The organism is Aeromonas sp. SCS5, from assembly GCF_001887375.1.
Classification (GTDB): Bacteria; Pseudomonadota; Gammaproteobacteria; order Enterobacterales; family Aeromonadaceae; genus Aeromonas; species Aeromonas jandaei.
The window spans coordinates 344,482-369,934 of record NZ_LFCS01000003.1; the positions used below are offsets into that span (position 1 = coordinate 344,482).

A 25,453-nucleotide genomic window follows, 5' to 3' on the forward strand; every position below is an offset into this window, starting at 1 on the left:
GAGAAATGCGAAGGATAAAAAAAGCGCGCCATGGGCGCGCTTTTTTGCGGGAATCAGCGGCTATTCGTCAAAGACCCCGAAGTGCTCCTTGGCGAAGTTGACCCGCTGCTCCACGTTCATCTTCACCTGACCCAGCTTCTCGATGGTCTTGAGGTTGGGCACCAGACCGCGGCCGTTGGCGATTTGAATGGCCAGACCCGGGCGGGCGTTAAGCTCCAGCAGCATGGGGCCGCGGAACTTGTCGAGCACCATGTCGGTACCGATATAGCCCAGACCCGACATCTCGTAGCAGGAGGCCGCCAGCGTCAGCAGGGTATCCCAGTGGGGCACCTTGAGCTCGTAGAGATCGAGGCCGGTATCCGGATGGTGGCGCAGCGGATTGCCAAACTGCACCGCCCGCAGGGCGCGGCCGGTACGCAGGCAGAGACCCACGCCCACAGCACCCTGGTGCAGGTTCGCCTTGCCATCGGAGGCCGAGGTGGAGAGGCGCATCATCGCCATCACCGGGAAGCCCTTGAAGATGATCACCCGGGCATCGGGCACCCCTTCAAACGAGTAGCCGTCGAACACGTCATCGAAGTTGATGAGGCCTTCGACCAGCGCCACGTCGGGCTTGCCGCCCAGCGAATAGAGTCCCGCCAGAATGTTGGAGACATGGCGCTCCAGATCCTGACCGTTGCTGGCACTGCCGTTGGGTTTGTAGAAGAGGCCATCTTCCTGACGCAGGATCACCAGGATCCCCTTGCCGCCGGAGCCGCGCGCCGGCTTGATGCAGAAGCCCGGCCAATCCTTGACCAGCTCGGTGATGCGACCCACGTCGTGCTGGGCGCGGATGGTGCCGATCAGTTCCGGCACCGTTACGCCCGCATCCAGCGCGATACGCTTGGTCTGCAGCTTGTCATCCACCAGCGGATAGAGGCTGCGCGGATTGTAGCGGCTGATGTAGGAGTGGTTGCGCTTGTTCATGCCGAGGATGCCTGCCTGCGACAGGCTCCACGGGGTGGTGTACTTTTCCCAGAACCACATCTGTTACTTGTCCTTACCCGGGGTGGCACCGGAACGCATCTCGTCTACCAGCGGCTTGAAGCGCTTGAGTTCGCTCAGCTTGTAGCCGGTGTAGTTACCCATCAACAGCACGGTCGCCATCAGCACCAGCTGCAGGCCGAGGAAGTTGAAGGTGAGGTGACGAATGAGCTCGTTATCCATGGCCAGATAGGCGATGACTGCTACCAGCAGGGAGCCGCCACCCTGGCGGAATACCTCTTTCGGGCCCTCTTCTTCCCACAGGATGGACATCCGTTCGATGGTCCAGGAGAGGATGATCATCGGGAAGAAGGTGATCTTCATGCCGTCGGTCAGCCCCAGCTTGAAGGCGAACGCCGAGAAGACCCCGATCAACGAGATAACCATGATGATGATGGCTGATATCCGCGCTACCAGCAGCAGGTTGAGCCGCGACAGGTAGGAGCGGATCACCAGACCGGTGCCGACGATAAGCAGGAAGCCCACCAGACCGGTGATCAGCTGGGTCTGGATAAAGGCGACCGCGATCAGCACCGGCATAAAGGTACCGGAGGTCTTGATCCCGACGATGACCCGCAGGAACACCACCATCAGTACGCCGATGGGGATCAGCAGCAAGCCCTTGAACAGGGTCTGCTCTTCCAGCGGCAGGCTGTGGATGGAGAAGTTCATCATCTCTGACTTTTCAAACTTCTGGGCCAGCGCCACGCTCACCGGTTGCTCCTGCTCGATCATCGAGAAGCTTACCTTGGAGTTGTGGCCGCCAGTCACATCCAGCAACGAGCCGGAGTTGTACTCCCACAGCAGCAGGTTGCCAGGACGGCCCTGTTCGCCGGTCTGCGGGTTGAACAGCTTGTAGTCAGTCGGGCTGTTGAACACCTGCAGGTAATCGACCAGCTCCTGACGACGACGACCATCTTCCAGGCTCAGGGCGTGGACGACGCGGGCCGGTACGTCAGCATTGTTGAGCAGCTCGGCGATCAGGTTGGCGCGGCTCTTGTGCTTTTTCAGCAGCTCGGCGTTCTGCTCCTGCTTCTCGATCTCCTTGATGATCTCGCGAGTCAGGGTGTAGCCATCGGCAGAGCGCTCCTGGGCGCGCTCCAGGATCTGCTTCATGGCGGTGGCGTAGGGCTCGCTCTCGATCTGCTTCTCGATAGCGGGCGGCTGCGGATTGGCGGCCGGTTTGGCGTGGGCATCCGCCATCATGTCGACGCGGTAGTAGAGCTCCTGACGGCCGGAGGCGGTGCGGATCGACCACTCGGCGCGCGCATCGCCATCCTTCTCGACGAAGGAGAGGCCGTAGCCGGGGCTGGCGGCGTTTTCGTTCATCAGGGTAAAGCCGGGCTGGGTACCCGGAATGGCCAGGGAGGCGATCACCGGCTCACCGGTGGCTTCAAACTCCAGCTTGGCTTCGATAGACCAGATCTGGCGCTTTTCACCGGGCGTGAGCGGAACGTCCAACGCGATGTGGTGATAGATCGTCATCCCCAGGCCGACAATGTACAGCAGGGCTACCAGCAAATAGAACGGCTTACGGGAAACCATGGATTATTTCACATCCTTGAGCTTGGGTTTGGGTTGGATATATTCGCGGGCCACATCGACCACAGCGATATCTTTCAGGAATTCACGACCCAGCAGCACGGGGAAGGCCATGTCGCTACGATCTTTCAGGGTAAATTCGGCCTTCTCGGTCATGTCGCCGATGCGCACGGTCAGACGTACCACGGGACGGCGGTCGAGATCGTCGGCAGAGGCCTGACGTACCCGCACGTGGCGTACCAGCGGGGCTTCGATCTGGATCTTGTCGTCGGCGTCCTGATGGCTCAGCAGGAAGCGAACCCAGTTTTTGCCGTTGCGCTCGAAAATGGTGATCTCCTGAGCGCTGATGGAGGAGGTGGTCGCACCGGTATCGACCCGGGCCTGGAAGGCGTCATTGGCGGCATCCACCCAGATCCACTCCGCTTCACCCACCATCAGCTTGCCATCGATAGTGTGACCCTGATTGGGCACCGGACACTTCTCGGCAGGTACCGCCATCGGCTTGGGCGGCTCGGAGGGGAGGGCGGCGATCTTGTGATCTACTTGTTTGACGGACTCTTTCATATTGGTGACATCTGTATTGAGCTGAACCAGCAGGTGCTGTTGCTGCACATACTGCTTCTGTTGCTGCTCCATGGATGTTTGCAGGCGCTGCTCGCTCTGGCTCAGCTCGCTACGCAACTCGGCCAGTGTCAGTGCAGGAACCTGGGGCGCTTTTTCCATATTGACACACCCGCCGAGACTGAGCAGGGAGAGCAGGGTCATTCCTTTTAATTTGCTTTTCATGTCATTCATTTAACTGTGCTTCCTGGAATTGGGTCAGTGTAACTTCCACAGCCGCCATCGGCTAGTCTTTGGCCTTTCTGGCAATCAGTACGGCACGTTTTGGTGCCGGATGTCCTTCTACCGTGAGTGCCGGATTGTCTGGATCCAGATAATCACTCAGGGATTCATTAATCATCCAGTCGGTACGACGCTGTTCGTCCGTGCTGGTCATATTTTCATCGACAATTCGCACGTCGGTGAAGCCGCAACGCTCGACCCATAGCTTGAGGGCGGCGCTGGATGGAATAAACCAGACGTTGCGCATCTTGCCGTAGCGGTCGGTGGGCATCAGCACATCATTGACACCGCCGTCAATCACCAGCGTCTCCAGCACCAGCTCGCCATCATCCTTGAGCTGGTTGCGCAGCTGCTCGATGTGCTCGATGGGGGATTTGCGGTGATAGAGCACCCCCATGGAGAAGACGGTGTCAAACGCCCGCAGCTCCGGCAGCTCCTGAATCCCGAGCGGCAGCAGGTGGGCGCGCTGGTCGTTGCCGGCTAAGTGGCGAATCGCCTCGAACTGGCAGAGGAACAGCGGGCTCGGATCGATGCCGACCGCGAGCCTGGCCCCTTCACCCACCATGCGCCAGAGGTGATAGCCGCTGCCGCAGCCCACATCCAGCACATAGCGGCCTTCGAGCGGGCTGATATGGGGCAAGACCCGATCCCACTTCCAGTCGGAGCGCCACTCGGTGTCGATGTGGATGCCGTGCACGGTGAACGGCCCCTTGCGCCAGGGCATGAAGTGGCGCAGCAGGCTCTCGACCTTCTTGCGCTCCCCTTCGCCCAGGCTCTCGGCCGAGCCGATTTCGACCCGGTTTTTCAGCTCGACGTGGTCGGGGGCGACTGCCGGCAGCTTGTTGAGGGCGCGGTTCCAGCGCGGCAGATCGCCGTGCTGGTTATCGTGTTGCCAAGCGTGCAGCTGGGCGGGCAGGGTATGCAGCCAGTGGCTCAGCCGGTTTTTGGCGATCAGTTGATAGAAGTTGGCAAAGTCGATCATGGCTGGGCGTCGCTGGATTTGATGGCAATCATGGAGCCGAAGTTGAAGCACTGGAACCAGAGATCCTGATGGACGAAACCGGCGTCGCGCAGACGCGCCTGATGCACCGGCAAGCTGTCGGTGCGCATCACGTTCTCAAGGGCGGTGCGCTTCTGGCTGATCTCCAGCTCGCTATAACCGTTGGCGCGCTTGAAGTCGAGGTGCAGGTCGATGAGCAGCTCGTTGACCGGCTCGTCCTCGAAGCGGAACTTCTCGCTCAGGATCAGGATCCCGCCCGGGCGCAAACCGTCGTGAATGCGCTGGATCAGGGCAGCCCGCTTCTCGGGCTCGACAAACTGCAGGGTGAAGTTGAGCACCACCACCGAGGCGTTCTCAATCTCGATGTCGCAGATATCCGCCTCCACCAGCTCCACCGGCACCTCGGATTTGAAACCGGAGAGGTGGGCACGGGCGCGCTCGATCATCGGGTGGGAGAGATCCACCGCCGTGATGCGGCAACCGGGCTGGCTGATATGGCGGCGCATCGCATGAGTGGCGGCGCCCAGCGAACAGCCGAGGTCATAAAGTCGACTCTCGGGTTGGGCGTAGCGGGCGGCCATCATACCGATGGCAGAGATGATGTTGCTATAACCCGGCACCGAGCGCTGGATCATGTCGGGAAAGACATCGACGACCTGTTCGTCAAAGCAGAAATCACCCAAACGGGCGATGGGGGCGGCAAATATTTGATCTTTGGTATGCATGCTGGCGCAACCTGACAGCCGGCATATCGGCCGACTGCTTTGTTCAATTGAATCGTTGGGTGGCACCCGTCTGGGGGTGGCTCATCACCTGTTTACGAACGGGGTGGCCGGTCATGAGCTCCTGGTGACCGGTCCTGTTCGTAGGGGTCATCTCCGGACCCTTATCCGGAGCCGAGTCATTTGTTACCACTGATTAACAGTAACGGTGACAGGGCTCCTTGCATGGGGCGCTAGTGTAGAGGATTGACGGCCATTTGTCTTGACGCCGGGCCCCGCCAAACCACAAAAATCGCCCTTTTTTTACTGCGTTTTCGGGGCTCTGCGAGGGTTGCTTGTGCCACTGGTTAAAAGGGCAGCACTCCCTGCCGCGCGCGATCGTTTTCCCCCGGCCAGGGGGCCATCTCTTGCCCCAGCAGACGGCTTACCTGACGGGCCAGTTCGGGGGCTTGGGCGTTGTCGGCGGTGTGGATGTAGAGGTAAAGATCCTTCCCCTCGGCCAGCCATTGGCGCCAATGGGGTATCCAGCTCGGTAAAAAGGGGTGGTTGGCCGCCGGATCCGGCAGGCCAATCAGGCGCACCATGGGGGCGTTGGCGGTGGCCAGCAGATGCACCGGCAGGCGCGGCTTTTTGCCCTGGGCATCAATCAGGGCCGCAGTGGTGGCGGGTACCGAGAAGAGCGGGCGGCTGTCGAGCATCACCCGGTTCACCCCTTGTTCCATCAGCAGCCGGTTCAATGCCCGTTCGGCCTCCCCCTTGGCGAAGAAGTCGGGGTGGCGCACCTCGAGGGCGTAGCGAAACGCCGGCGGCAGCCGTTCGATAAAGGCCGCAAGCCGGGGCAGCCCTTCCGGGCCGAAGCGGGCAGGCAGTTGCAGGGTGAGTAGTCCCAGCTTGTCGTGGAGCGGCGCAAGCAGGTGGATAAAGTCGGCAACCTGTTTCTCTGCGCTCACCAGATCGCTCTGGTGGCTGATGGTTTGTGGAAACTTGAAGTTGAAGCGAAAGTGATCGGGCACCGCATCGGCCCAGCGCTGCACCGTATCGGGGGTCGGCAGGGCGTAGAAAGTGGTATTGCCCTCCACCGAGTTAAAGACGGTCGCGTAGTGGGCGAGGTGCTCGGCGGGCTTGGCGCCCAGACCCAGCAGCTGGCCGGGCCAGGCGGGGTGGGACCACTGCGGCAGGCCCAAATAGAGGCTCATGGCGACGTCTCTCTCTGATCTTGGTGAATTCGGGCCCCTTTTTTTGCCACTTTTTGCCATCCAGAGCAAAAAACTGGTGAAAGGAGGCTGCTGGCCATTTTACCCAAAAGGGGGTTTTCCTCTATAATGCCAGCCCTTTTGTTTTTCAATTTCTTGTGACCCATGCCTATCTACGAATATCGTTGCGACGTCTGTGGCCATGAATTGGCAAAACTGCAAAAGCTTTCCGATGCCCCCCTGACCGACTGTCCGGCCTGTAGCAAGCCGAATCTGGTCAAGCTGATATCGGCGGCAGGCTTCCGGCTCAAGGGAACCGGATGGTACGAGACTGATTTCAAACCGGGTAAGAAAAAGAATCTGGCCAGCTGTGAGACAGACGGTGCTTGCCAGTCGTGCCCGGCGGCCCAAGGTTAACCGTCTCTCTACAATTTCGAAGGAAGAAGTCCATGCGCTCTATCTATTGCGGACAGGTCAATGAGGCCCATGCCGGGCAGACCATTACATTGTGCGGTTGGGTCCATCGTCGTCGTGATCTCGGCGGTCTGATCTTTATCGACATGCGCGATCGCGAAGGGATCGTGCAGGTGTTCTTCGATCCGGACAAACCGGAAGCGTTCGCCCTGGCCTCCGAGCTGCGCGGCGAGTTCTGCATCCAGGTGACAGGTGTAGTGCGCACCCGTCCCGAGTCCCAGCGCAACAGCGACATGGCCACCGGTGCCATCGAAGTGTTCGCTCACGAGCTCAACATCATCAACCGTGCCGAGCCGCTGCCGCTGGACTTCAACCAGGTCAACAGCGAAGAGATCAGCCTCAAGTATCGCTACCTGGATCTGCGTCGCCCCGAGATGGCCAAGTACCTGAAGACCCGCGCCAAGGCCAGTGCCTTCGTGCGCCGCTTCATGGACGAGCACGGTTTCCTCGATATCGAGACCCCGATGCTGACCAAGGCCACCCCGGAAGGTGCCCGTGACTATCTGGTACCGAGCCGCGTGCACAAGGGCAAGTTCTACGCTCTGCCGCAATCTCCCCAGCTGTTCAAGCAGCTGCTGATGATGTCTGGCTTCGACCGTTACTACCAGATCGTCAAGTGCTTCCGTGACGAAGACCTGCGTGCCGACCGCCAGCCGGAATTCACCCAGATCGACGTGGAGACCTCCTTCATGACCGCACCGCAGGTGCGTGAAGTGATGGAAGAGATGATCCGCAAACTGTGGCTGCACATCCTGAACGTGGATCTGGGCGACTTCCCGATCATGACCTTCGACGAAGCCATGCGTCGCTACGGCTCCGACAAGCCGGACCTGCGTCTGCCGATGGAGCTGGTCGATGTGGCCGATCTGCTGACCGCCGTCGAGTTCGCCGTGTTTGCCGGCCCCGCCAACGATCCGAAAGGCCGTGTGGCAGCCCTGAAAGTGCCGGGCGGCGCCGAGCTCTCTCGCAAGCAGATCGACGAGTACACCAAGTTTGTCGGCATCTACGGTGCCAAGGGCCTGGCCTGGATGAAGGTCAACGAAGCGGCCAACGGCATCGAAGGCGTGCAGTCTCCGGTTGCCAAGTTCCTCAGCGACGCCATCGTGCGCGAGATCCTGACCCGTACCGGCGCGGCCGACGGCGACATCATCTTCTTCGGCGCCGACTCCAAGAAAGTGGTTTGCGATGCCATGGGTGCCCTGCGTCTGAAAGTGGGCCGTGATCTGGGTCTGCTGGAAAACAGCTGGAAGCCGCTGTGGGTCATCGACTTCCCGATGTTCGAGGAAGATGGCGAAGGCGGTCTGGCTGCCATGCACCACCCCTTCACCGCGCCGAGCGGCCTGAGCCCGGAGCAGCTGAAAGCCAACCCCCTGGGTGCTTACGCCAACGCCTACGACATGGTGATCAACGGTTACGAAGTGGGCGGCGGCTCTGTCCGTATCCACAACAGCGAGATGCAGGCCACCGTGTTCGATATCCTGGGTATCACCCCGGCCGAGCAGCGCCTGAAGTTCGGCTTCCTGCTGGATGCCCTGAAGTACGGTACCCCGCCGCACGCTGGTCTGGCCTTCGGTCTGGACCGTCTCAGCATGCTGCTGACCGGCACTGAAAACATTCGGGACGTCATTGCCTTCCCGAAAACCACTGCGGCCGCCTGTCTGATGACCGACGCCCCCAGCCTTGCCAACGCAGCCCAACTGGGCGAGCTGGCGATTGCAACCACCGTCAAGGGTGATGAGTAAGCCCTTCCGGGCACCGGAGGTCGCGTAGCGGCCTCCCTGTTCCCCTTGCGTTAGCAATGACGTGTGTTACTGAAATTTCAAAAATATAACGGAGAGTCTCTATGGCAGGTCACAGTAAATGGGCCAACATCAAACACCGCAAGGCCGCTCAGGATGCCAAGCGTGGCAAGATCTTCACCAAGCTGATCCGCGAAATCACTACCTCCGCGCGTCTGGGTGATGCCGATCCGGCCAACAACCCGCGTCTGCGTGCTGCGGTGGCTGCCGCCCTGACCAACAACATGACCCGTGACACCATCAACCGTGCTATTCAGCGTGGCGCCGGTGGTGGCGATGGCGAGCAGCTCGAGACCATCGTATACGAAGGTTACGGCCCGGCTGGCTCGGCCGTCATGGTTGAGTGTCTGACTGACAACCGCAACCGTACCGTAGCCGAAGTGCGTCACGCCTTCAGCAAGTGCGGTGGCAACCTGGGTACCGACGGCTCCGTGGCTTACCTGTTCACCAAGAAGGGCGTACTGACCTTCGTGGGCGCCGATGAAGATGCCCTGATGGAAGCGGCTCTGGAAGCGGGTGCCGATGACGTGGTGACCGAAGAAGATGGCACCATCGAGGTGTACACCACCCCGAACGACTTCGGTACCGTGCTGGATGGTCTGGAAGCTGCCGGCTTCAAGGCCCAGAGCGCCGAAGTGACCATGATCCCCTCCACCGAAGCGGAGCTGGATGCCGAGACCGCGCCCAAGCTGATGCGCCTCATCGACATGCTGGAAGATCTGGACGACGTGCAGGAGGTGTACCACAACGGTTCCATCTCCGACGAAGTGGCAGCGACCCTGTAATCGCTCCCCGCACTTCTTGCCAATGGCAGCCAGATGGCTGCCATTTTTTATTGTCGCAAAGGTGAAACAGACATTACCTTGTTTGTTTCATCAGTGAAACAGCCCGTGGCCAGCATTCATCTCCACGTCCGGCTATCACACTCCGGTAGGCTCTCCGAATTTCCCCCCTTGTCTCTTCCTATTTCTATTCAGCTCTTGTATCAGTGGCTTGCAGATAACCTCGACAGGGCCAGTGTTGTTTGCCTGATGGAGAAGAACAGCAGGGATTGTTCGCGCATTTTGTGCCGGCAGCCCAATCCCGAACCAGGGAAGCCTGTGGTATGGATGACCTGCTAGATGAGAGGGGTAACGGGTTGTCAGGTCGGGGAGGGAGGAGAGTGGGGGGAGTGCGGGGGGATAGCACATATAAAAAAAGCCCGCGCAGTGCGCGGGCTTTCTATTTCTACTCAGGCGAGATTACTTGGACTTCTTCTTGCCTTCGGCTTTGGCTTCAACCGGTGCAGCAGCTACCGGAGCGGCTTCGGTGAAGGGACGGCCGTAGTAGGAGTCCAGCAGAACCTGCTTCAGCTCGCTGATCAGCGGGTAGCGCGGGTTGGCGCCGGTGCACTGGTCATCGAAGGCTTCGATGGACAGCTGGTCAACCTTGGCCAGGAAGTCAGCCTCGGCAACGCCAGCTTCGCGGATGGAGGCAGGGATACCCAGGGTAGCCTTCAGCTCGTCTAGCCAGGTCAGCAGCTTCTCGATCTTGGCAGCGGTGCGGTCACCGGCAGCAGTCAGACCCAGGTGGTCAGCGACTTCGGCGTAACGACGACGAGCCTGCGGACGGTCGTACTGGGAGAACGCGGTCTGCTTGGTCGGGTTGTCGTTCGCGTTGTAGCGGATGACGTTGCTGATCAGCAGGGCGTTGGCCAGACCGTGCGGAATGTGGAACTCGGCACCCAGTTTGTGAGCCATGGAGTGGCACACACCCAGGAAGGCGTTGGCGAACGCGATACCGGCGATGGTGGCAGCATTGTGCACCTTCTCACGAGCGATCGGGTCGTTGGCACCGTTCAGGTAGCTGGACGGCAGGTACTCTTTCAGCATTTTCAGGGCTTGCAGCGCCTGACCGTCGGAGTACTCGTTGGCCAGTACGGAAACATAGGCTTCCATGGCGTGAGTCACGGCATCGATACCACCGAAGGCACACAGGGACTTCGGCATACCCATGACCAGGTTAGCATCAACGATGGCCATGTTCGGGGTCAGCTCGTAGTCAGCCAGCGGATATTTCTGACCAGACACTTCATCGGTTACTACCGCAAACGGAGTGACTTCAGAGCCGGTACCGGAAGTGGTGGTGATACAGACCAGTTCGGCCTTCACGCCCATTTTCGGGAACTTGTAGATACGCTTGCGGATGTCCATGAAGCGCATGGCCAGATCTTCGAACGCAGTGTTCGGGTGCTCGTACATCACCCACATGATCTTGGCAGCATCCATCGGTGAACCACCGCCCAGCGCCAGGATTACGTCCGGTTTGAAGGAGTTGGCCATCTCGGCACCCTTGCGAACCACAGCCAGAGTCGGGTCAGCTTCTACTTCGTAGAACACTTCCACTTCCATATTCTGTGCTTTCAGCAGGCTGACCAGTTCATCAGCGTAGCCGTTGTTGAACAGGAAGCGGTCGGTCACGACCATGGCACGCTTTTTACCTTCCAGGTCGCTCAGAGCGATCGGCAGGGAACCACGACGGAAGTAGATGGATTTCGGAAGTTTGTGCCACAGCATGTTTTCTGCCCGTTTTGCGACTGTCTTCTTGTTGATCAGGTGCTTCGGACCCACGTTTTCGGAGATGGAGTTACCACTCCAGGAGCCGCAACCCAGGGTCAGGGACGGTGCCATTGCGAAGTTGTACAGGTCACCGATACCGCCTTGAGTAGACGGAGTGTTGATCAGGATACGCGCGGTCTTCATCTTGTCGCCGAAGTACTTGATGCGGTCAGCATTGCGGTCCTGGTCGGTGTACAGACCTGAGGTGTGGCCGATACCACCGATGTTGACCATGTCACAGGCCATATCAACGGCGTTTTCGAAGCTGCTTGCACGGAACATACCGAGCAGCGGGGACAATTTCTCGTGAGCAAACTCGTCTTCTGCACACAGCTTGACGCCTTCACCGATCAGGATCTTGGTATCAGCCGGTACAGTCACGCCTGCCATCTCGGCAATCTTGGTCGCCGGCTGGCCAACGATGTTGGCGTTCAGGGCACCGTTGATCAGGATGACTTTACGGACCTTGTCAGCATCTTCTTTGGAGAGCACGTGGCCCTTGTGAGATGCAAAGCGCTCTTTAACCTGGTCGTAGATGGCATCAACAACGATGACCGCCTGCTCGGAAGCACAGACCACGCCGTTATCGAAAGTCTTGGACATCAGGATGGAGGCAACGGCACGCTTCACGTCGGCGGTTTCGTCGATAACGATAGGCACGTTACCGGCACCTACACCGATAGCAGGCTTACCGGAAGAGTAGGCTGCTTTCACCATGCCCGGGCCACCGGTGGCCAGGATCAGGTTGATGTCGTCGTGTTTCATCAGGGCGTTGGAGAGCTCAACGGACGGTTGGTCGATCCAGCCGATGATGTCTTTCGGTGCACCGGCGGCAACAGCTGCATCCAGTACCAGCTTGGCTGCGGTATTGGTGGAGTTCTTGGCACGGGGGTGCGGGGAGAAGATGATGGCGTTGCGGGTCTTGAGCGCGATCATGGATTTGAAGATCGCAGTAGAAGTCGGGTTGGTGGTCGGAACGATACCACAGATGATACCTACCGGCTCGGCGATGGTGATGGTGCCCATCTGAGTGTCTTCGCTCAGAATGCCGCAGGTCTTCTCTTCTTTGTACTTGTTGTAGATGTATTCGGAGGCGAAGTGGTTCTTGATAACCTTGTCTTCGATGATACCCATACCGGATTCTTCCACGGCCATCTGGGCCAGGGGGATACGGGCGTTGTTGGCGGCCAGGGCGGCGGCACGGAAGATCTTGTCTACCTGCTCTTGAGAGAAGCTGGCGAATTCACGCTGTGCTTCCTTAACGCGGGCGACCAGTGCATCCAGTTCAGCCAAATTGGTTACTGCCATGTTTATCTCCTGATTATTTGAAAACTGTTTAGTAAGACGTTGGCAATGCCCGGCAATTATAGTCGCCCTGTCAAGGCGGTATCGTTGCAACAGCTTTTTCACATGCCTTACTAAATCGCTTTCTGAGTCGATTATAGAGCGGGGCTGACTCAGAAAAACTTGATCTGGATCATGTGTAACAAAAGAACAAAAGAAATTTTATTTCATGATCCATGTTTGATGGATGTTATCGGAATGTGCATCCTGAAGGAAGCAAAGTAGATTGTAAATAGATGGTAATAATCGCTTTGTATCAAATGGTTAAATAATCTTTAGCCAGCTTGCAGGAGGTGAAACAGGCACTTCAGGTTATAAAACATGAATGTTGTGGTTACGAAGTCACCATCCAACCTCTCCTGAAACCCTATTTGTTACGAAATTGCATGTTGTTTTAATCCATGACTAATCCAATTGATGGCTGTGACAGCGATCTTTGGGGCATGGCTGCTGGCCGTTCGATGCCATCTTTGCCATCGCAGCAAAGACGATAAGCCAGGATATGGGCGCATAGACAAGTGTTGGGTGGCAATCGAGCCCTTTTGCGCAAGTTGGCACCGGTTTATGCCACGTTGCGACCATGCATTAGCGAAACTAACTAAAAAACCCTGTAAATGGTGAGATTATTTGATTGGTGCCCGCTCTGGGGATGATGTAAATTTACGCGCGAAATTAATGGACTGGCCCGATGGGCCCTGCACACGTTTGGAAGGCGCCTATGGCAGCAATTGACGTCTCTTTGTATCTGAAGTTTTTTGTCGGTTTGTTCGCAATCATCAACCCCCTGGGTCTGCTGCCGGTTTTTGTCAGCCTGACCAGCCATTACACCCAGGCTGAACGGATGAAGACCAACACCACCGCCAATATCGCGGTGATGATCATCCTGCTGGTCTCCATGTATATGGGACAGCTGATCCTCGATGGTTTCGGCATCTCGCTGGCATCGTTCCGTATCGCCGGTGGCTCGCTGATTACCCTGATCGCCTGGTCGATGCTGCAGGGCAAGCTGGGCGAGGTGAAGCACAACAAACAGGAGAAAGGCGAACTGGCGGTGCGTGAATCGATCGCCGTGGTACCGTTGGCTCTGCCATTGATGGCAGGCCCGGGCGCCATCTCCTCGGTCATCGTCTATGCCAGCCAGAGCCATTGGCAGCAGTTGCTCGGCATGTCGGTTGTTGTCGTTGTCTTCTCCTTCTGCTCCTGGCTAATCTTCCGCGCCGCCCCGCTGCTGTTCAAAATCATGGGCAATACCGGTATCAACGTGGTGACCCGTATTATGGGTCTTATCATGATGTCGCTCGGTATCGAGATCATGGTGGCGGGTATCAAGGGTGTCTTCCCCAGCCTGATGTGAGCCAGGTCTGTTTTATGAAAGCCGGTCCTCGTGACCGGCTTTTTATTGGTTGCTTTTTGGACACCGTTTTTTAGAATCGGACGCTTGTTTAAAAAATGAACATGTCGTTGGCATTTTCATTCTGAAAAACAGGCTGGCAGCTGGTTTTTTGACCGGAAAGTAATGATTGTCCTGACAATATCTATTGCAATATCGGAATTGGCAGGGAATTATGCTGGGAGCGGGGTCAATGCCCGCCACTTAAATGAACGCATGGAATGTTCTTGTTGGAGTATGGAAATGACTCATAAAAAAACAATTATTAACACATTGCTGATGGCTGCACTGTTTGGTGGCATCAATATGGCACAAGCTGCCGATGTCCCGGCGGGAACCAAGCTGGCTGATGTTCAGCAGCTGGTAAAAGGCAACGGCTCCGAGCCCGCGACCCTTGACCCGCACAAGACCGAAGGAACGGTCGAATCCAATATCCTGCGCGACCTGTTTGAAGGTCTCGTTGCCTCCGGTCCCAAAGGCGAGATCCTGCCTGCGGTAGCCGAATCCTGGGAAACCAAGGACAACAAACACTACATCTTCCATCTGCGTAAAGATGCCAAGTGGTCCAACGGTGATCCGGTCACTGCCCACGACTTCGAATTTGCCTTCAAACGCGCAGTCGATCCGAAAACCGCCTCTCCTTACTCCTGGTATCTGGAGATCCCGACCATCATCAACGCTTCCGAGATTATTGCCGGCAAGAAACCTGCCGACACTCTGGGCGTGAAAGCGGTGGACGACTACACCTTCGAGGTGCAGCTCGAGAAAGCCATTCCTTATTTTGTCAGCATGCTCTCCCACACCACCACCTACCCGGTACCCAAGAAGGTGATCGAGAAGTTTGGTGACAAGTGGACCCAGCCCGGCAACATGGTATCCAACGGTGCCTATCAGCTGAAGGATTGGGTCGTGAACGAGCGGGTTGATGTGGTGCGTAACCCCAACTACTGGAACAACGCCAAGACTGTGATCGAGAAGGTGACCTATCTGCCGATCCAGTCCACCAACTCCGATCTGAACCGCTATCTGGCCGGCGAAGTGGACATGACTTACCAGATGCCCATCGAGCGCTTCAAGCAGATGAAGAAAGAGAAGCCGGATGAGCTGAAGGTGACTGGCTACGTTGGTACCTACTACTACCAGTACAACTTCAAGAAGAAGCCGTTTGATGACGTACGCGTGCGTACTGCGCTCTCCTATGCCATCGATCGTAACGTGATCGCCGACAAGGTGATGGGTCAGGGCCAGACTCCGGGTTACACCCTGGTGCCGGATTTTGTGGATGGCTTCAAGCCGGTGGCTCCGGAATGGTCGAAGATGACCCAGGCCGAGCGCGATGCCAAGGCGAAAGAGCTGCTGAAAGAGGCCGGTTTCGATGCCAGCAAGCCGCTGAAGTTCGAGCTGCTCTACAACACCGACGACAACCACAAGAAAGTAGCGGTCGCCGTTGCCTCTATGTGGAAGAAGCTGGGCGTGCAGGTAAGCCTGGTCAACCAGGAGTGGAAAACCTATCTGGAGACCAAGAAGCAGGGTCAGTTTGATGTGGGTCGTGCCGGCTGGATTGCCGACTACAACGAAGCCTCTTCCATGCTGGATCTGATGCAGACCACCCACGGCAACAACGACGGCAAGTACTCCAATCCGGAGTTTGACAAGCTGATGGACTCCTCTCGCGATCAGGTTGATGTGGCTGCCCGCAACAAGCTCTACGTCCAGGCTGAAGAGATCCTGGCCAAGGACATGCCGATTGCCCCCATCTACCAGTACGTGACTGCCCGTATGGTGAAACCCTATGTAGGCGGCTACCCGGCCAACCCGCTGGATAACCTCTACAGCAAAGACATGTACATCATCGCTCACTGATTTTCGTTACAAGTCGCATAACAAGCAGGCCCGCCAGACGGCGGGCCTTTATTACAACCGCGACCCTTTGGAAGCAGTACAGGACAGGAATTGTCTATGTTGAAATTCATTTTTAAACGTCTACTGGAAGCGATCCCGACTCTGCTGGTCTTGATCACCGTCTCCTTCTTCATGATGCGTTTCGCCCCGGGTAACCCCTTTAGCAGCGAGCGCTCGCTCCCCCCCGAAGTAATGGCCAACATCGAAGCCAAATATGGCCTCGACAAGCCGATCGGGATGCAATATCTCACCTATCTGGGCAACCTTGTGCAGGGTGACCTCGGTCCCTCCTTCAAGTACAAGGACTTCACCGTCAACGATCTGGTGAGCCAGGCGCTGCCGGTTTCCGCCAAGATCGGTACCTTCGCCTTTATTTTTGCCGTCACGCTGGGGGTCACTTTCGGCACCATAGCGGCGCTGAAACAGAACTCGATCATCGACTATTTGCTGATGTCGTCGGCCATGGCCGGGGTGGTGATCCCGGGCTTTGTGCTGGCGCCCTTGCTGGTGCTTATCTTCAGTATCCATCTTGGCTGGTTGCCGGCCGGTGGCTGGCAGGGTGGTGGCGTACAGTTTATGGTGCTGCCGGTGTTTGGCATGATGATGTACTACATCTCCGCCATCTCGCGGATCATGCGGGGCAGCATGATTGAGACCATGAACTCCAACTTCATCCGTACCGCCCGAGCCAAGGGACTGCCGCTGCGCCATATCATCCTGAAGCACGCGCTGCGCCCGGCCATGCTGCCGGTGGTCTCCTATCTTGGCCCGGCCTTTGTCGGCATCATCACCGGTTCCGTAGTGATCGAAACCATCTTCGGTCTGCCGGGGATCGGTCAGCTGTTCGTTAACGGTGCCCTTAACCGTGATTACTCCATGGTGCTCGGCCTGACCATTCTGGTCGGCGCCCTCACCATCACCTTTAACGCTGTGGTCGATATTCTCTACGCCTTTATCGATCCCAAGATCCGTTACTAATTCGGGAGTGCATCATGGTTGTTTCAACAGAAAAACGCGAAGCCGTCGAGGCATTCGCGCAGAAAGTGGAAGTGGTGGAGGGGCGTTCCCTGTGGAAGGATGCCCGTCGCCGTTTCCTGCGCAACAAGGCGGCGCTCACCAGCCTGATCATCCTGACCATCATCGGTCTGGCGGTCATTGTCGGGCCGCACCTCTCCCAGTACACCTTTGACGATCCCGACTGGGGTGCCATGCAGAGTGCGCCGGACATCGAAGCGGGTCACTACTTCGGTACCGACAGTCTGGGCCGCGATCTCTTTGTGCGTACCCTCTTGGGTGGCCGCATCTCCCTGATGGTCGGCATCATGGGGGCCATGGTGGCGGTCATTATCGGCACCCTCTATGGCGCCGCCTCCGGTTTTATCGGCGGTCGGGTCGACAGCCTGATGATGCGGGTACTGGAGATCCTCAACGCCTTCCCCTTCATGTTCTTCGTCATCATGCTGGTCACCTTCTTTGGCCGCAATCTGGCGCTCATCTTTATCGCCATCGGGGCGGTAAGCTGGCTCGACATGGCGCGGATCGTGCGCGGCCAGACCCTGAGCCTCAAGAGCAAGGAGTTCATTGAGGCGGCCCACGTCTGCGGTGTCTCCAAGTGGAAGATCATCACCCGTCACATCGTACCCAACGTGCTGGGGATTGTGGCGGTCTACGCCACCCTGCTGGTGCCCGGGATGATCATGTTCGAATCCTTCCTGAGCTTCCTTGGCCTGGGCGTACAAGAGCCCATGACCAGCTGGGGTGCTCTGCTGGATGAAGGCTCCAAGTCGATGGAAGTGGCCATCTGGCAACTCCTGTTCCCCGCCGGTTTCATGGTGGTGACCCTGTTCTGTTTCAACTTCCTCGGGGATGGTCTGCGTGACGCCCTCGATCCGAAGGATCGCTAATCAAGGTGGCAAGTGGCTGCCCGCAAGAGCGCGGCCACCCAGCGCTGACAGCGAATCGGATCGACAGGAAAACGTCACGAAAGATCGATAAGGAGTTTTTATGAAATTACTGGATGTAAAAGATCTGCGGGTCGAGTTCAAGACCCCGGACGGCAATGTGGTGGCGGTCAACGACCTCAACTTCTCCCTCTCCGCCGGTGAAACTCTGGGGATCGTCGGCGAGTCCGGCTCCGGCAAATCCCAGACCGCGTTTGCCATCATGGGCTTGCTGGCCAAGAACGGCGTGATCACCGGTTCCGCCAAATTTCAGGGCGAAGAGATCCTCAACCTCCCCGAGTCCAAGCTCAACAAGATCCGCTCCGAGAAGATCGCTATGATCTTCCAGGACCCCATGACCTCGCTTAACCCCTACATGAAGGTGCAGGATCAGCTGATGGAAGTGCTGATGTTGCACAAGGGGATGAACAAGGCGGCGGCGTTCGAGGAGTCGGTGCGGATGCTGGATGCGGTGAAGATCCCCGAAGCGCGCAAGCGGATGGGGATGTATCCTCACGAGTTCTCCGGCGGTATGCGCCAGCGGGTGATGATCGCCATGGCACTGCTCTGCCGGCCGCAACTGCTGATCGCCGATGAGCCGACCACCGCGCTCGACGTGACTGTGCAGGCCCAAATCATGACCCTGATGAACGAGCTCAAGCGCGAGTTCAACACCGCCATCATCATGATCACCCATGACCTTGGCGTGGTCGCCGGTATCTGCAACAAGGTGCTGGTGATGTATGCCGGTCGTACCATGGAGTACGGCAAGGTGGACGATATCTTCTATCGCCCGAGCCACCCCTATACCGAAGGTTTGCTGCGCGCCATTCCCCGTCTCGATACCGAAGGGGAAGTGCTGCCCACCATCCCGGGCAATCCGCCCAACCTGCTGCGTCTGCCCACCGGCTGCCCCTTCCAGGAGCGTTGCCACCGGGTGAGCGAGATTTGCGGCCAGCAGTCGCCAATCCTGACGCCGTTCAACGACGGCCGGGAGCGCGCCTGCCACTGGGTATCGGATGCCATGAACAAGGGGGCCAACTAAATGGGTGCCGAGAAGAAATTGCTGTTGGAAGTGTCTGACCTCAAGGTGCACTTCAGTATCAAGAGTGGCAAGGCGTGGCCATGGGCCAAGCCATCCGATTTGAAGGCGGTCGATGGTGTTACTCTGCGACTCTACGAAGGGGAAACCCTCGGGGTAGTGGGTGAGTCCGGTTGCGGCAAGTCCACCTTCGCCCGCGCCATCATCGGTCTGGTGCCGACGACTGCGGGCAAGGTGGTGTGGCTGGGTGATGATCTTACCAAGCTCGACCAGAATGCCCTGCGTGAGAAGCGCAAAGAGATCCAGATGATTTTCCAGGATCCGCTGGCCTCTCTGAACCCGCGCATGACCATCGGCGACATCATTGCCGAGCCGCTCATCACCTTCTATCCCAACCTGCCACGGGAAGAGGTGAAGGAGAAGGTGCGCGCCATGATGAGCAAGGTGGGGCTCTTGCCCAACCTGGTCAACCGCTACCCGCACGAGTTTTCTGGCGGCCAGTGCCAGCGGATTGGTATCGCCAGGGCGCTGATCCTCGAGCCCAAGATGATCATCTGCGATGAGCCGGTGTCGGCGCTCGACGTCTCTATCCAGGCGCAGGTGGTCAACCTGCTCAAGTCGCTGCAAAAGGAGATGGGGCTGTCGCTTATCTTCATCGCCCACGACCTGTCGGTGGTCAAACATATCTCCGATCGGGTGCTGGTGATGTATCTGGGCAACGCCGTTGAGCTGGGGACCCGCAAGGAGATCTTTGCCAATCCGCTGCACCCCTACACCAAGGCGCTGATGTCGGCGGTGCCGATCCCGGATCCGGAACTGGAGCGCAACAAGGTGATCCAGATCCTGGAAGGGGACTTGCCATCGCCGATGAATCCGCCGTCAGGCTGCGTGTTCCGCACCCGCTGCCCGGTGGCGGGCCCCGAGTGCGCCAAGACCCGCCCTGTGCTGGAGGGGAACTTCGATCACGCCGTCTCCTGCCTCAAAGTAGATCCGCTCTGATTGCGCCGGTCGCAACGGAAAAACGGGGCGCTCATACAGCGCCCCGTTTTTTTGCGTTAAGGGTGAAGATGCCTCTTGGCGTTATCTTTTACCGCTGTTAATATCCGCGCAACAAGGGGAGTAACTTCTCGCCGGTTTGTCGTCATTACGGTGCACCCATTTCCTGCAGTGCACCCGGCAGCCGGGCAGTCGATGAAAATTGGCTGTAAGTGAGACCTTGCCGAGAGGCAAGGTGTATCTGCTCCAAACGCAAACCCACGCCTCTCGGTCGTGGGTTTTGTCGTTTTTGGGAGAAGTGAATATGGGTGAATGGTGGATGTGGACCGGTTTCTTCAGCATAGTGCTGGTCCTGTTATGGATTGACATACGCTTTGTCGGTGGCGGTAAATCCCACAAGGTGTCGCTCAAAGAGGCAGGCATCTGGTCCCTTATCTGGGTCAGCGTGGCGCTGCTCTTCAACCTGGCCATCTGGCTCTGGCTGGATCACAGCGCAGGCCGTGAAATTGCCAACCAGAAGGGGCTGGAGTTCCTCACCGGCTACCTCATTGAGAAGGCGCTGGCGGTGGACAACGTCTTCGTCTGGCTGATGCTGTTCGGTTACTTTGCCATTCCGGCCGAGCTGCAGCGGCGGGTGCTGCTGTACGGGGTACTGGGTGCCATCGTGATGCGGGCCGGTATGGTGTTCGCCGGCAGCTGGCTCATCGAGCAGTTCCACTGGATCCTCTACCTGTTCGGCGCCTTCCTGCTGCTAACCGGTGCCAAGATGCTGTGGGCAGCCGACAAGGAGCCGGATCTGGCCAACAACCCGCTGCTGGGCTGGATGCGTCGTCGCTTCAAGGTGACCGAGACGCTGGAGGGGGAGAACTTCTTCGTCTGGCGTGACGGTGTGCGCTATGCCACCCCGTTGCTGCTGATCCTGGTGCTGGTAGAGGTGAGCGACCTTATCTTTGCGGTAGACAGCATTCCGGCCATCTTCGCGGTGACCACGGATCCCTTTATCGTGCTCACTTCCAACATCTTCGCCATCATGGGTCTGCGTGCCATGTACTTCCTGCTGGCGGGAGTGGCCGAGCGTTTTGCCCTGCTCAAATACGGCCTGGCGCTGATCCTGATGTTTATCGGGGTCAAGATGCTACTGCTGGATATCTTCAAGATCCCGACCGGCATCGCACTGGGCGTGGTCGCGCTGATCCTGCTGGCCTCCATGGGGCTGAGCCTCTGGGTGACCCGCAAGAAAACGGCATAATTGGCAAACAAGCAAAAGGGCTCCCGTGGGAGCCCTTTTTCATGGCAGAGATCTGCTTAGCGCTTGATCTTCTTGGGGTTGGTGTAGCCCCAGATGGTGTACATGTCCGCCAGCAGGGCGCCGTTATACTCCTCCAGCTCCGCCTGTTTCACCTCGGCACTTCCCTGACGACCAAACAGCACCACCTCGTCACCGGGTTTCACCCCTTTCAGGTCGGTCACATCCACCATGATGGTGTTCATGGAGGTCTTGCCGACCACCGGCACCTTCTGGCCCTGGATCAGCACATAGGCCTTGTTGCTCAGGGAGCGGCGATAGCCGTCGGAGTAGCCCAGCGGCAGGTTGGCAAGCCAAGAGTCGCGCTTGAGGGTAAAGGTGCGGTCATAACCGACGGTGTTGCCGGCTGGGTAGTGGTTGACGGAGGCGACCTGGGTCTTGAACGCCATCACCCGCTTGTACTCGGTGTAGGAGGGGATGGAGTCACCGTAGAGCAGGCCACCCGGGCGCACCATGTCAAAGTAGGCATCCGGTACTTCAAGTGTTGCGAAAGAGTTGGCGGCGTGGATGGTGATCTTGCTGCGATCCAGCTTGCCTGCTTCCAGCAGCCACTGGGAGTCCAGCTTGAACTGGGCCAGGCCCATCTTGACGTCCTCTTTCTCCTCCACCGGGAAGTGGGTCATGATGCCGACCGGGGTGATCCCCTTGAGCTTGAGCATGGCCAGTGCATCCTGCTTGGAGTCGGCCAGCCGCAGATCGATGCCGTTGCGGCTCATGCCGGCGGAGTTGAGGGCGATATGCACCGGAATGGTGGTGTGGTGGCGCTGGGCGATATCGGCGATGCCCTGGGCACTCACCAGACTGCCGATCAGCTCCTCCATCTTGTAGGGCAGGGCCTGCTCTACTTCATCCGGGGTGGCAGCACGCACCCGCATCAGACGACCGGTGAAGCCCTTCTCGCGGGCGACACGAGCTTCTTCATTGCTGGCGATACCGATGCAGGGGATACCCGCTTTCACCACCGAGGGAACCAGCAGATCGATACCGTGGCCATAGGCATCCGCCTTCATGATGGCGCAGATCTTCGGCCCTTTGTCACCGAGGCGATCCTTGAGGGTCTGGATATTGTGCTCGAAGGCGCCGAGATCGACTTCCAGCCAGGCATTGCTGGCGGTCTGGACTTCGCCGTTGCGGTGATCGCTGGCCAGCGGCAGGTAGGGGGCAGCAACCGCTTGCCCGGCCAGCAGGCCGAGGGTCAGGGTGGCCAGCAGGGTTTTCTTGTGCATGGTGGTTCCTTTTTGTTGTTCGCGTGAGGATAGTGTGGGTCGAGTTGGCCACATTGGCTGTAGCTCAACGTCAACTTGTTGTTATTATTATGATCTTTGTCACTCTCGGCAGACTTGGACAAGCGATTGAGTCTACCGCAGGCGTGGTTGTTCCGACACTTTTCAGGGGAAAAAAATGGTCAATCTGGAGTTGCGCCTGCCACCGCCACTGGTGTTTGTCTGCTGTGCCGCCGCCATGTGGTGGGTCAGGGGAGAGACACCCCCCGGAATGGGGATGTGGGGCCTCATCGCCCTTTTGTTTGTTGCGGGGGCCATCATGGGCTTTGGCGCCCTGTTTCGCTTCAGGCATCACAAGACCACCGTCAGTCCCACCCGGCCGCATGAAACCCGTCATCTGGTTACCGGTGGCGTTTATCGCATCAGCCGCAATCCCATGTATCTGGGGCTGTTCTGCTGGCTGGCCGCCTGGGGCTGCTATCTCGGGGGAGTCTGGGTCTGGGCTGGCCCAGCACTGCTGGCGCTCTGGTTGACCCGTTTCCAGATCATGCCGGAGGAGCGGCTGCTCAGTGCCCGGTTCGGCGAAGAGTATGCTCGCTATTGCCAGCAGGTGCGGCGCTGGTGTTAAGGCGGTGAGCAGATTGAGGGGAGGGATTGCCGGCGCAGCGGAAGCGTTGCCGGCAGATAAACGGGGTTAGAAATGGTCGCCCTTGTCGTCCTTGGTTGGTTCGAGGCTCCAGCCGGTAGCATCGCTGCTGCTGGCGATCTGGCCCTTCTCCTTCCATAGCTTGATCTTGAGGCGCAGGTTGTTGGCCGAGTCGGCGTTCTTCACCGCCTCCTCCTCGTCGATCACTCCCTCCACCACCAAGTCGAACAGGGCGCTGTCGAAAGTGACCATGCCGAGGGCCTTGGATTTTTCCATCACCTCCTTGAGGCCGCCAAACTCGCCGCGCTTGATCATGTCGCGGATGGTGTGGGTGCCCAGCATGATCTCTACCGCGGCCCGGCGGCCGCCATCGGTGGTCTTCACCAGCCGCTGGGAGACAAACGCCTTGAGGTTGTTGCCAAGGTCGTTGAGCAGCTGGGGGCGGCGCTCTTCCGGGAAGAAGTTGATGATGCGGTCCAGCGCCTGGTTGGCGTTGTTGGCGTGCAGGGTGGAGATGGCGAGGTGGCCGGTTTCGGAGAAGGCCAGTGCATGCTCCATGGTCTCGCGGTCGCGAATTTCCCCGATAAGGATGACGTCCGGCGCCTGACGCAGGGTGTTTTTCAGGGCGGCGTGGAAGCTGCGGGTATCCACGCCAACTTCCCGCTGGTTGATGATGCTCTTGCGGTGGCGATGGACGAACTCCACCGGATCTTCGATGGTGATGATGTGGCCGCCGCTATTGCGGTTGCGATGGTCGATGAGGGCGGCCAGCGAGGTCGATTTACCCGAGCCGGTACCGCCAACGAATAGCACCAGTCCGCGCTTCTCCATGATGGTGTCGAGCAGCACGGGGGGCAGTTTCAGATCTTCGAAGCGGGGGATCTCGGTCTTGATGTTGCGCGCTACCAGCGACACTTCGTTGCGCTGCTTGAAGATGTTGATCCGGAAACGACCGATCTGCGGCAGCGAGATGGCGAGGTTCATCTCCAGCTCCCGCTCGAACTGCTCCTTCTGCTCCTTGTCCATGATGGCCTCGGCAATGGCCGCCACATCGCCCGGGTTGAGCGGTGTCTCATTCAGGGGGCGCAGTACCCCGTTGAATTTGGCGCAGGGGGGGGCGCCGGTCGACAGATAGAGGTCGGAGCCATCCTGTTTGGCCAGGGTCTGTAACATGTCTCGCAATTCCATGGTTTTGCCTCGTCTATCAAGCAGATGCCATTACTTCGAATGTCCTTGAGTGTACAGCGTCAGGCGCCGGTCAGTTTCTCGCGGAAGACAAAAAAGACGGCGCCCAGAATACAGAGCCCAGCCCACAGGTAGTCCCATTTCAGGTCTTCTTTCAGATAGAAGATGGAGAAGGGGACAAACACGGTGAGGGTGATCACCTCCTGCAGGATCTTGAGCTGTCCCACAGAGAGCACGGTATGGCCGATGCGGTTGGCGGGCACCTGCAGCAGGTATTCGAACAGGGCGATACCCCAGCTCACCAGGGCGGCGATGATCCAGGGTTTGTGATTCATGCTCTTGAGGTGGGCGTACCAGGCGAAGGTCATGAAGACGTTGCTGCACAGCAGCAGACCGATACTGGTGAAAATCGGGTTCATTGGGTTCTCCTCGCAAATTCGGCGCATTTTATCCCTGAACCGATAGTTTTCATACGCGGCGGGGCAGGGTATTTTTAAGCAATCAGGATGAGCCGTGCGAGGTTGGTGCGGAATGGGCAAGTTATACAGGATTGTGCTGTTACTGTTGTTTGCCACAGGGTGGGTCAATGCGATGCCGACGCTGACGGTCGCGACCGATGTCTGGCCCCCCTTTCGCATTTTGCAGCCAGATGGTCAGCTGCAGGGGATCGATATCGAGATCCTGCACCGGCTGGAGCAGGAGAGCGGCATCCGGCTGCAGGTGAAACGGATGCCCTGGGGGCGGGCGCTCAAGCAGATGCAGACCGGACAGGTCGATCTGATGATTGGGCTAGCTCATACCCCGGAGCGGGCACAATTTATCGATTATTTGCAACCGGCCTACTACCAGTGCTGGCCCGCCTTCTATGGCAAGCGCGAGCAGGTGGCCCGGCTCGATCAATACAGTCACCTGCTGGGCGTCAAGGTGGGATTCGTGCTCAACTCCGCCTACTTTGAACCGTTCGACTGCGACATCCGGCTCGACAAGCACGGGGTCGCTACCGAGGATCAGCTGCTGCGGATGGTGCAGCGCGGCCACCTGCCGCTGATGATTGGCACCGACTGTCAGGTTGATTACGCCCTGAGCCGCGAACCGGCCCTTGCCCTGGCCAAAGCCCCTTACCGGCCAGCCCGTCCCATCACCCTGTATCTCGGGATGAGCAAACGCTCGCCCTATCAGGATCTCAAGTTGCCGTTGGCGCAGGCGCTGCAAACGCTGGTGGTTAACGGCGAGATCCAGCAAATCGCCAGACCCTATCAGCCTTGACCTCGGGTGGCACGGCGCTG

22 protein-coding genes are annotated in these 25,453 nt (G+C 58.4%); 12 read left to right on the forward strand and 10 right to left on the reverse strand.

Going from position 1 to position 25,453, the window contains the following annotated elements; genetic code table 11:
• Positions 1 to 60 precede the first annotated feature (60 nt).
• The 6 genes from BS300_RS04660 to BS300_RS04685 all read right to left on the reverse strand — a co-directional run bounded on the left by BS300_RS04660 (position 61) and on the right by BS300_RS04685 (position 6,326).
• Positions 61 to 1,026: an alpha-L-glutamate ligase-like protein gene (locus BS300_RS04660; RefSeq protein WP_033114318.1), complete on the reverse strand. Its 966-nt coding sequence runs from the start codon at positions 1,024 to 1,026 to the stop codon at positions 61 to 63.
• Positions 1,027 to 1,029: 3 nt separating this feature from the next.
• Positions 1,030 to 2,568, reverse strand: a complete 1,539-nt coding sequence (locus BS300_RS04665; protein ID WP_042031232.1) for an inactive transglutaminase family protein — start codon at positions 2,566 to 2,568, stop codon at positions 1,030 to 1,032.
• A 3-nt stretch (positions 2,569 to 2,571) separates the two neighbouring features.
• Entirely contained in the window at positions 2,572 to 3,360 is a 789-nt protein-coding gene (locus tag BS300_RS04670; RefSeq protein WP_033114320.1) for an ATP-dependent zinc protease, read from the reverse strand.
• A 52-nt stretch (positions 3,361 to 3,412) separates the two neighbouring features.
• Positions 3,413 to 4,390, reverse strand: a complete 978-nt coding sequence (gene cmoB, locus BS300_RS04675; protein WP_071911105.1) for a tRNA 5-methoxyuridine(34)/uridine 5-oxyacetic acid(34) synthase CmoB — start codon at positions 4,388 to 4,390, stop codon at positions 3,413 to 3,415.
• The gene (cmoA, locus tag BS300_RS04680) at positions 4,387 to 5,133 is read right to left on the reverse strand and encodes a carboxy-S-adenosyl-L-methionine synthase CmoA (RefSeq protein ID WP_071911106.1); all 747 of its coding nucleotides are present in this window, start codon (positions 5,131 to 5,133) and stop codon (positions 4,387 to 4,389) included. Before cmoA ends, cmoB begins: the two co-directional genes overlap by 4 nt.
• Before the next feature lie 344 nt (positions 5,134 to 5,477).
• Positions 5,478 to 6,326: a DUF72 domain-containing protein gene (locus BS300_RS04685; protein WP_071911108.1), complete on the reverse strand. Its 849-nt coding sequence runs from the start codon at positions 6,324 to 6,326 to the stop codon at positions 5,478 to 5,480.
• Between the two features lie 162 nt (positions 6,327 to 6,488).
• On the opposite strand from BS300_RS04685, the gene BS300_RS04690 reads away from it, so the two are divergent.
• The 3 genes from BS300_RS04690 to BS300_RS04700 all read left to right on the forward strand — a co-directional run bounded on the left by BS300_RS04690 (position 6,489) and on the right by BS300_RS04700 (position 9,381).
• A complete protein-coding gene (locus BS300_RS04690) occupies positions 6,489 to 6,740 on the forward strand; it encodes a zinc ribbon domain-containing protein (protein WP_005337686.1) in 252 nt (83 codons plus the stop codon).
• A 32-nt stretch (positions 6,741 to 6,772) separates the two neighbouring features.
• The gene (aspS, locus tag BS300_RS04695; RefSeq protein ID WP_041208579.1) at positions 6,773 to 8,539 is read left to right on the forward strand and encodes an aspartate--tRNA ligase; all 1,767 of its coding nucleotides are present in this window, start codon (positions 6,773 to 6,775) and stop codon (positions 8,537 to 8,539) included.
• A gap of 101 nt (positions 8,540 to 8,640) precedes the next feature.
• Positions 8,641 to 9,381, forward strand: a complete 741-nt coding sequence (locus tag BS300_RS04700) for a YebC/PmpR family DNA-binding transcriptional regulator (RefSeq protein ID WP_071911110.1) — start codon at positions 8,641 to 8,643, stop codon at positions 9,379 to 9,381.
• 456 nt (positions 9,382 to 9,837) lie between these two features.
• On the opposite strand, the gene adhE is transcribed toward BS300_RS04700, so the two are convergent.
• Positions 9,838 to 12,501, reverse strand: a complete 2,664-nt coding sequence (gene adhE, locus BS300_RS04705; protein ID WP_071911112.1) for a bifunctional acetaldehyde-CoA/alcohol dehydrogenase — start codon at positions 12,499 to 12,501, stop codon at positions 9,838 to 9,840.
• 754 nt (positions 12,502 to 13,255) lie between these two features.
• Here adhE and BS300_RS04710 point away from each other — a divergent pair.
• The 7 genes from BS300_RS04710 (at position 13,256) to BS300_RS04740 (ending at position 21,056) form a co-directional block, all read left to right on the forward strand.
• Positions 13,256 to 13,891 carry a YchE family NAAT transporter gene (locus tag BS300_RS04710; protein WP_033114327.1) on the forward strand — a complete coding sequence of 212 codons (636 nt, stop codon included), beginning with the start codon at positions 13,256 to 13,258 and terminating at the stop codon, positions 13,889 to 13,891.
• A 279-nt stretch (positions 13,892 to 14,170) separates the two neighbouring features.
• The gene (locus BS300_RS04715; RefSeq protein ID WP_042031607.1) at positions 14,171 to 15,790 is read left to right on the forward strand and encodes an ABC transporter substrate-binding protein; all 1,620 of its coding nucleotides are present in this window, start codon (positions 14,171 to 14,173) and stop codon (positions 15,788 to 15,790) included.
• A 96-nt stretch (positions 15,791 to 15,886) separates the two neighbouring features.
• Positions 15,887 to 16,807: an oligopeptide ABC transporter permease OppB gene (oppB, locus tag BS300_RS04720; RefSeq protein WP_041208574.1), complete on the forward strand. Its 921-nt coding sequence runs from the start codon at positions 15,887 to 15,889 to the stop codon at positions 16,805 to 16,807.
• 14 nt (positions 16,808 to 16,821) lie between these two features.
• Positions 16,822 to 17,733, forward strand: coding sequence for an oligopeptide ABC transporter permease OppC (gene oppC, locus BS300_RS04725; protein ID WP_041208573.1), 912 nt, complete (start codon positions 16,822 to 16,824; stop codon positions 17,731 to 17,733).
• A gap of 100 nt (positions 17,734 to 17,833) precedes the next feature.
• Positions 17,834 to 18,814: an ABC transporter ATP-binding protein gene (locus tag BS300_RS04730; protein ID WP_041208572.1), complete on the forward strand. Its 981-nt coding sequence runs from the start codon at positions 17,834 to 17,836 to the stop codon at positions 18,812 to 18,814.
• Complete coding sequence (gene oppF / locus BS300_RS04735) at positions 18,815 to 19,810, forward strand: murein tripeptide/oligopeptide ABC transporter ATP binding protein OppF (protein ID WP_071911113.1); 996 nt, start codon at positions 18,815 to 18,817, stop codon at positions 19,808 to 19,810.
• Between the two features lie 301 nt (positions 19,811 to 20,111).
• A complete protein-coding gene (locus BS300_RS04740; RefSeq protein ID WP_041208571.1) occupies positions 20,112 to 21,056 on the forward strand; it encodes a TerC family protein in 945 nt (314 codons plus the stop codon).
• 56 nt (positions 21,057 to 21,112) lie between these two features.
• On the opposite strand, the gene alr is transcribed toward BS300_RS04740, so the two are convergent.
• On the reverse strand, positions 21,113 to 22,339 hold the full coding sequence (gene alr, locus BS300_RS04745) for an alanine racemase (RefSeq protein WP_071911115.1): 1,227 nt from the start codon (positions 22,337 to 22,339) through the stop codon (positions 21,113 to 21,115).
• 175 nt (positions 22,340 to 22,514) lie between these two features.
• Here alr and BS300_RS04750 point away from each other — a divergent pair, with 175 nt between their 5' ends.
• Complete coding sequence (locus BS300_RS04750; RefSeq protein WP_071911117.1) at positions 22,515 to 22,964, forward strand: isoprenylcysteine carboxylmethyltransferase family protein; 450 nt, start codon at positions 22,515 to 22,517, stop codon at positions 22,962 to 22,964.
• A gap of 66 nt (positions 22,965 to 23,030) precedes the next feature.
• Here BS300_RS04750 and tapW read toward each other — a convergent pair whose 3' ends face one another.
• On the reverse strand, positions 23,031 to 24,170 hold the full coding sequence (gene tapW, locus BS300_RS04755) for a type IVa pilus ATPase TapW (RefSeq protein WP_071911119.1): 1,140 nt from the start codon (positions 24,168 to 24,170) through the stop codon (positions 23,031 to 23,033).
• A 59-nt stretch (positions 24,171 to 24,229) separates the two neighbouring features.
• Entirely contained in the window at positions 24,230 to 24,586 is a 357-nt protein-coding gene (locus BS300_RS04760; protein ID WP_005302630.1) for a DMT family protein, read from the reverse strand.
• Between the two features lie 112 nt (positions 24,587 to 24,698).
• On the opposite strand from BS300_RS04760, the gene BS300_RS04765 reads away from it, so the two are divergent.
• Entirely contained in the window at positions 24,699 to 25,433 is a 735-nt protein-coding gene (locus BS300_RS04765; RefSeq protein ID WP_071911121.1) for a transporter substrate-binding domain-containing protein, read from the forward strand.
• Positions 25,434 to 25,453: the final 20 nt, after the last annotated feature.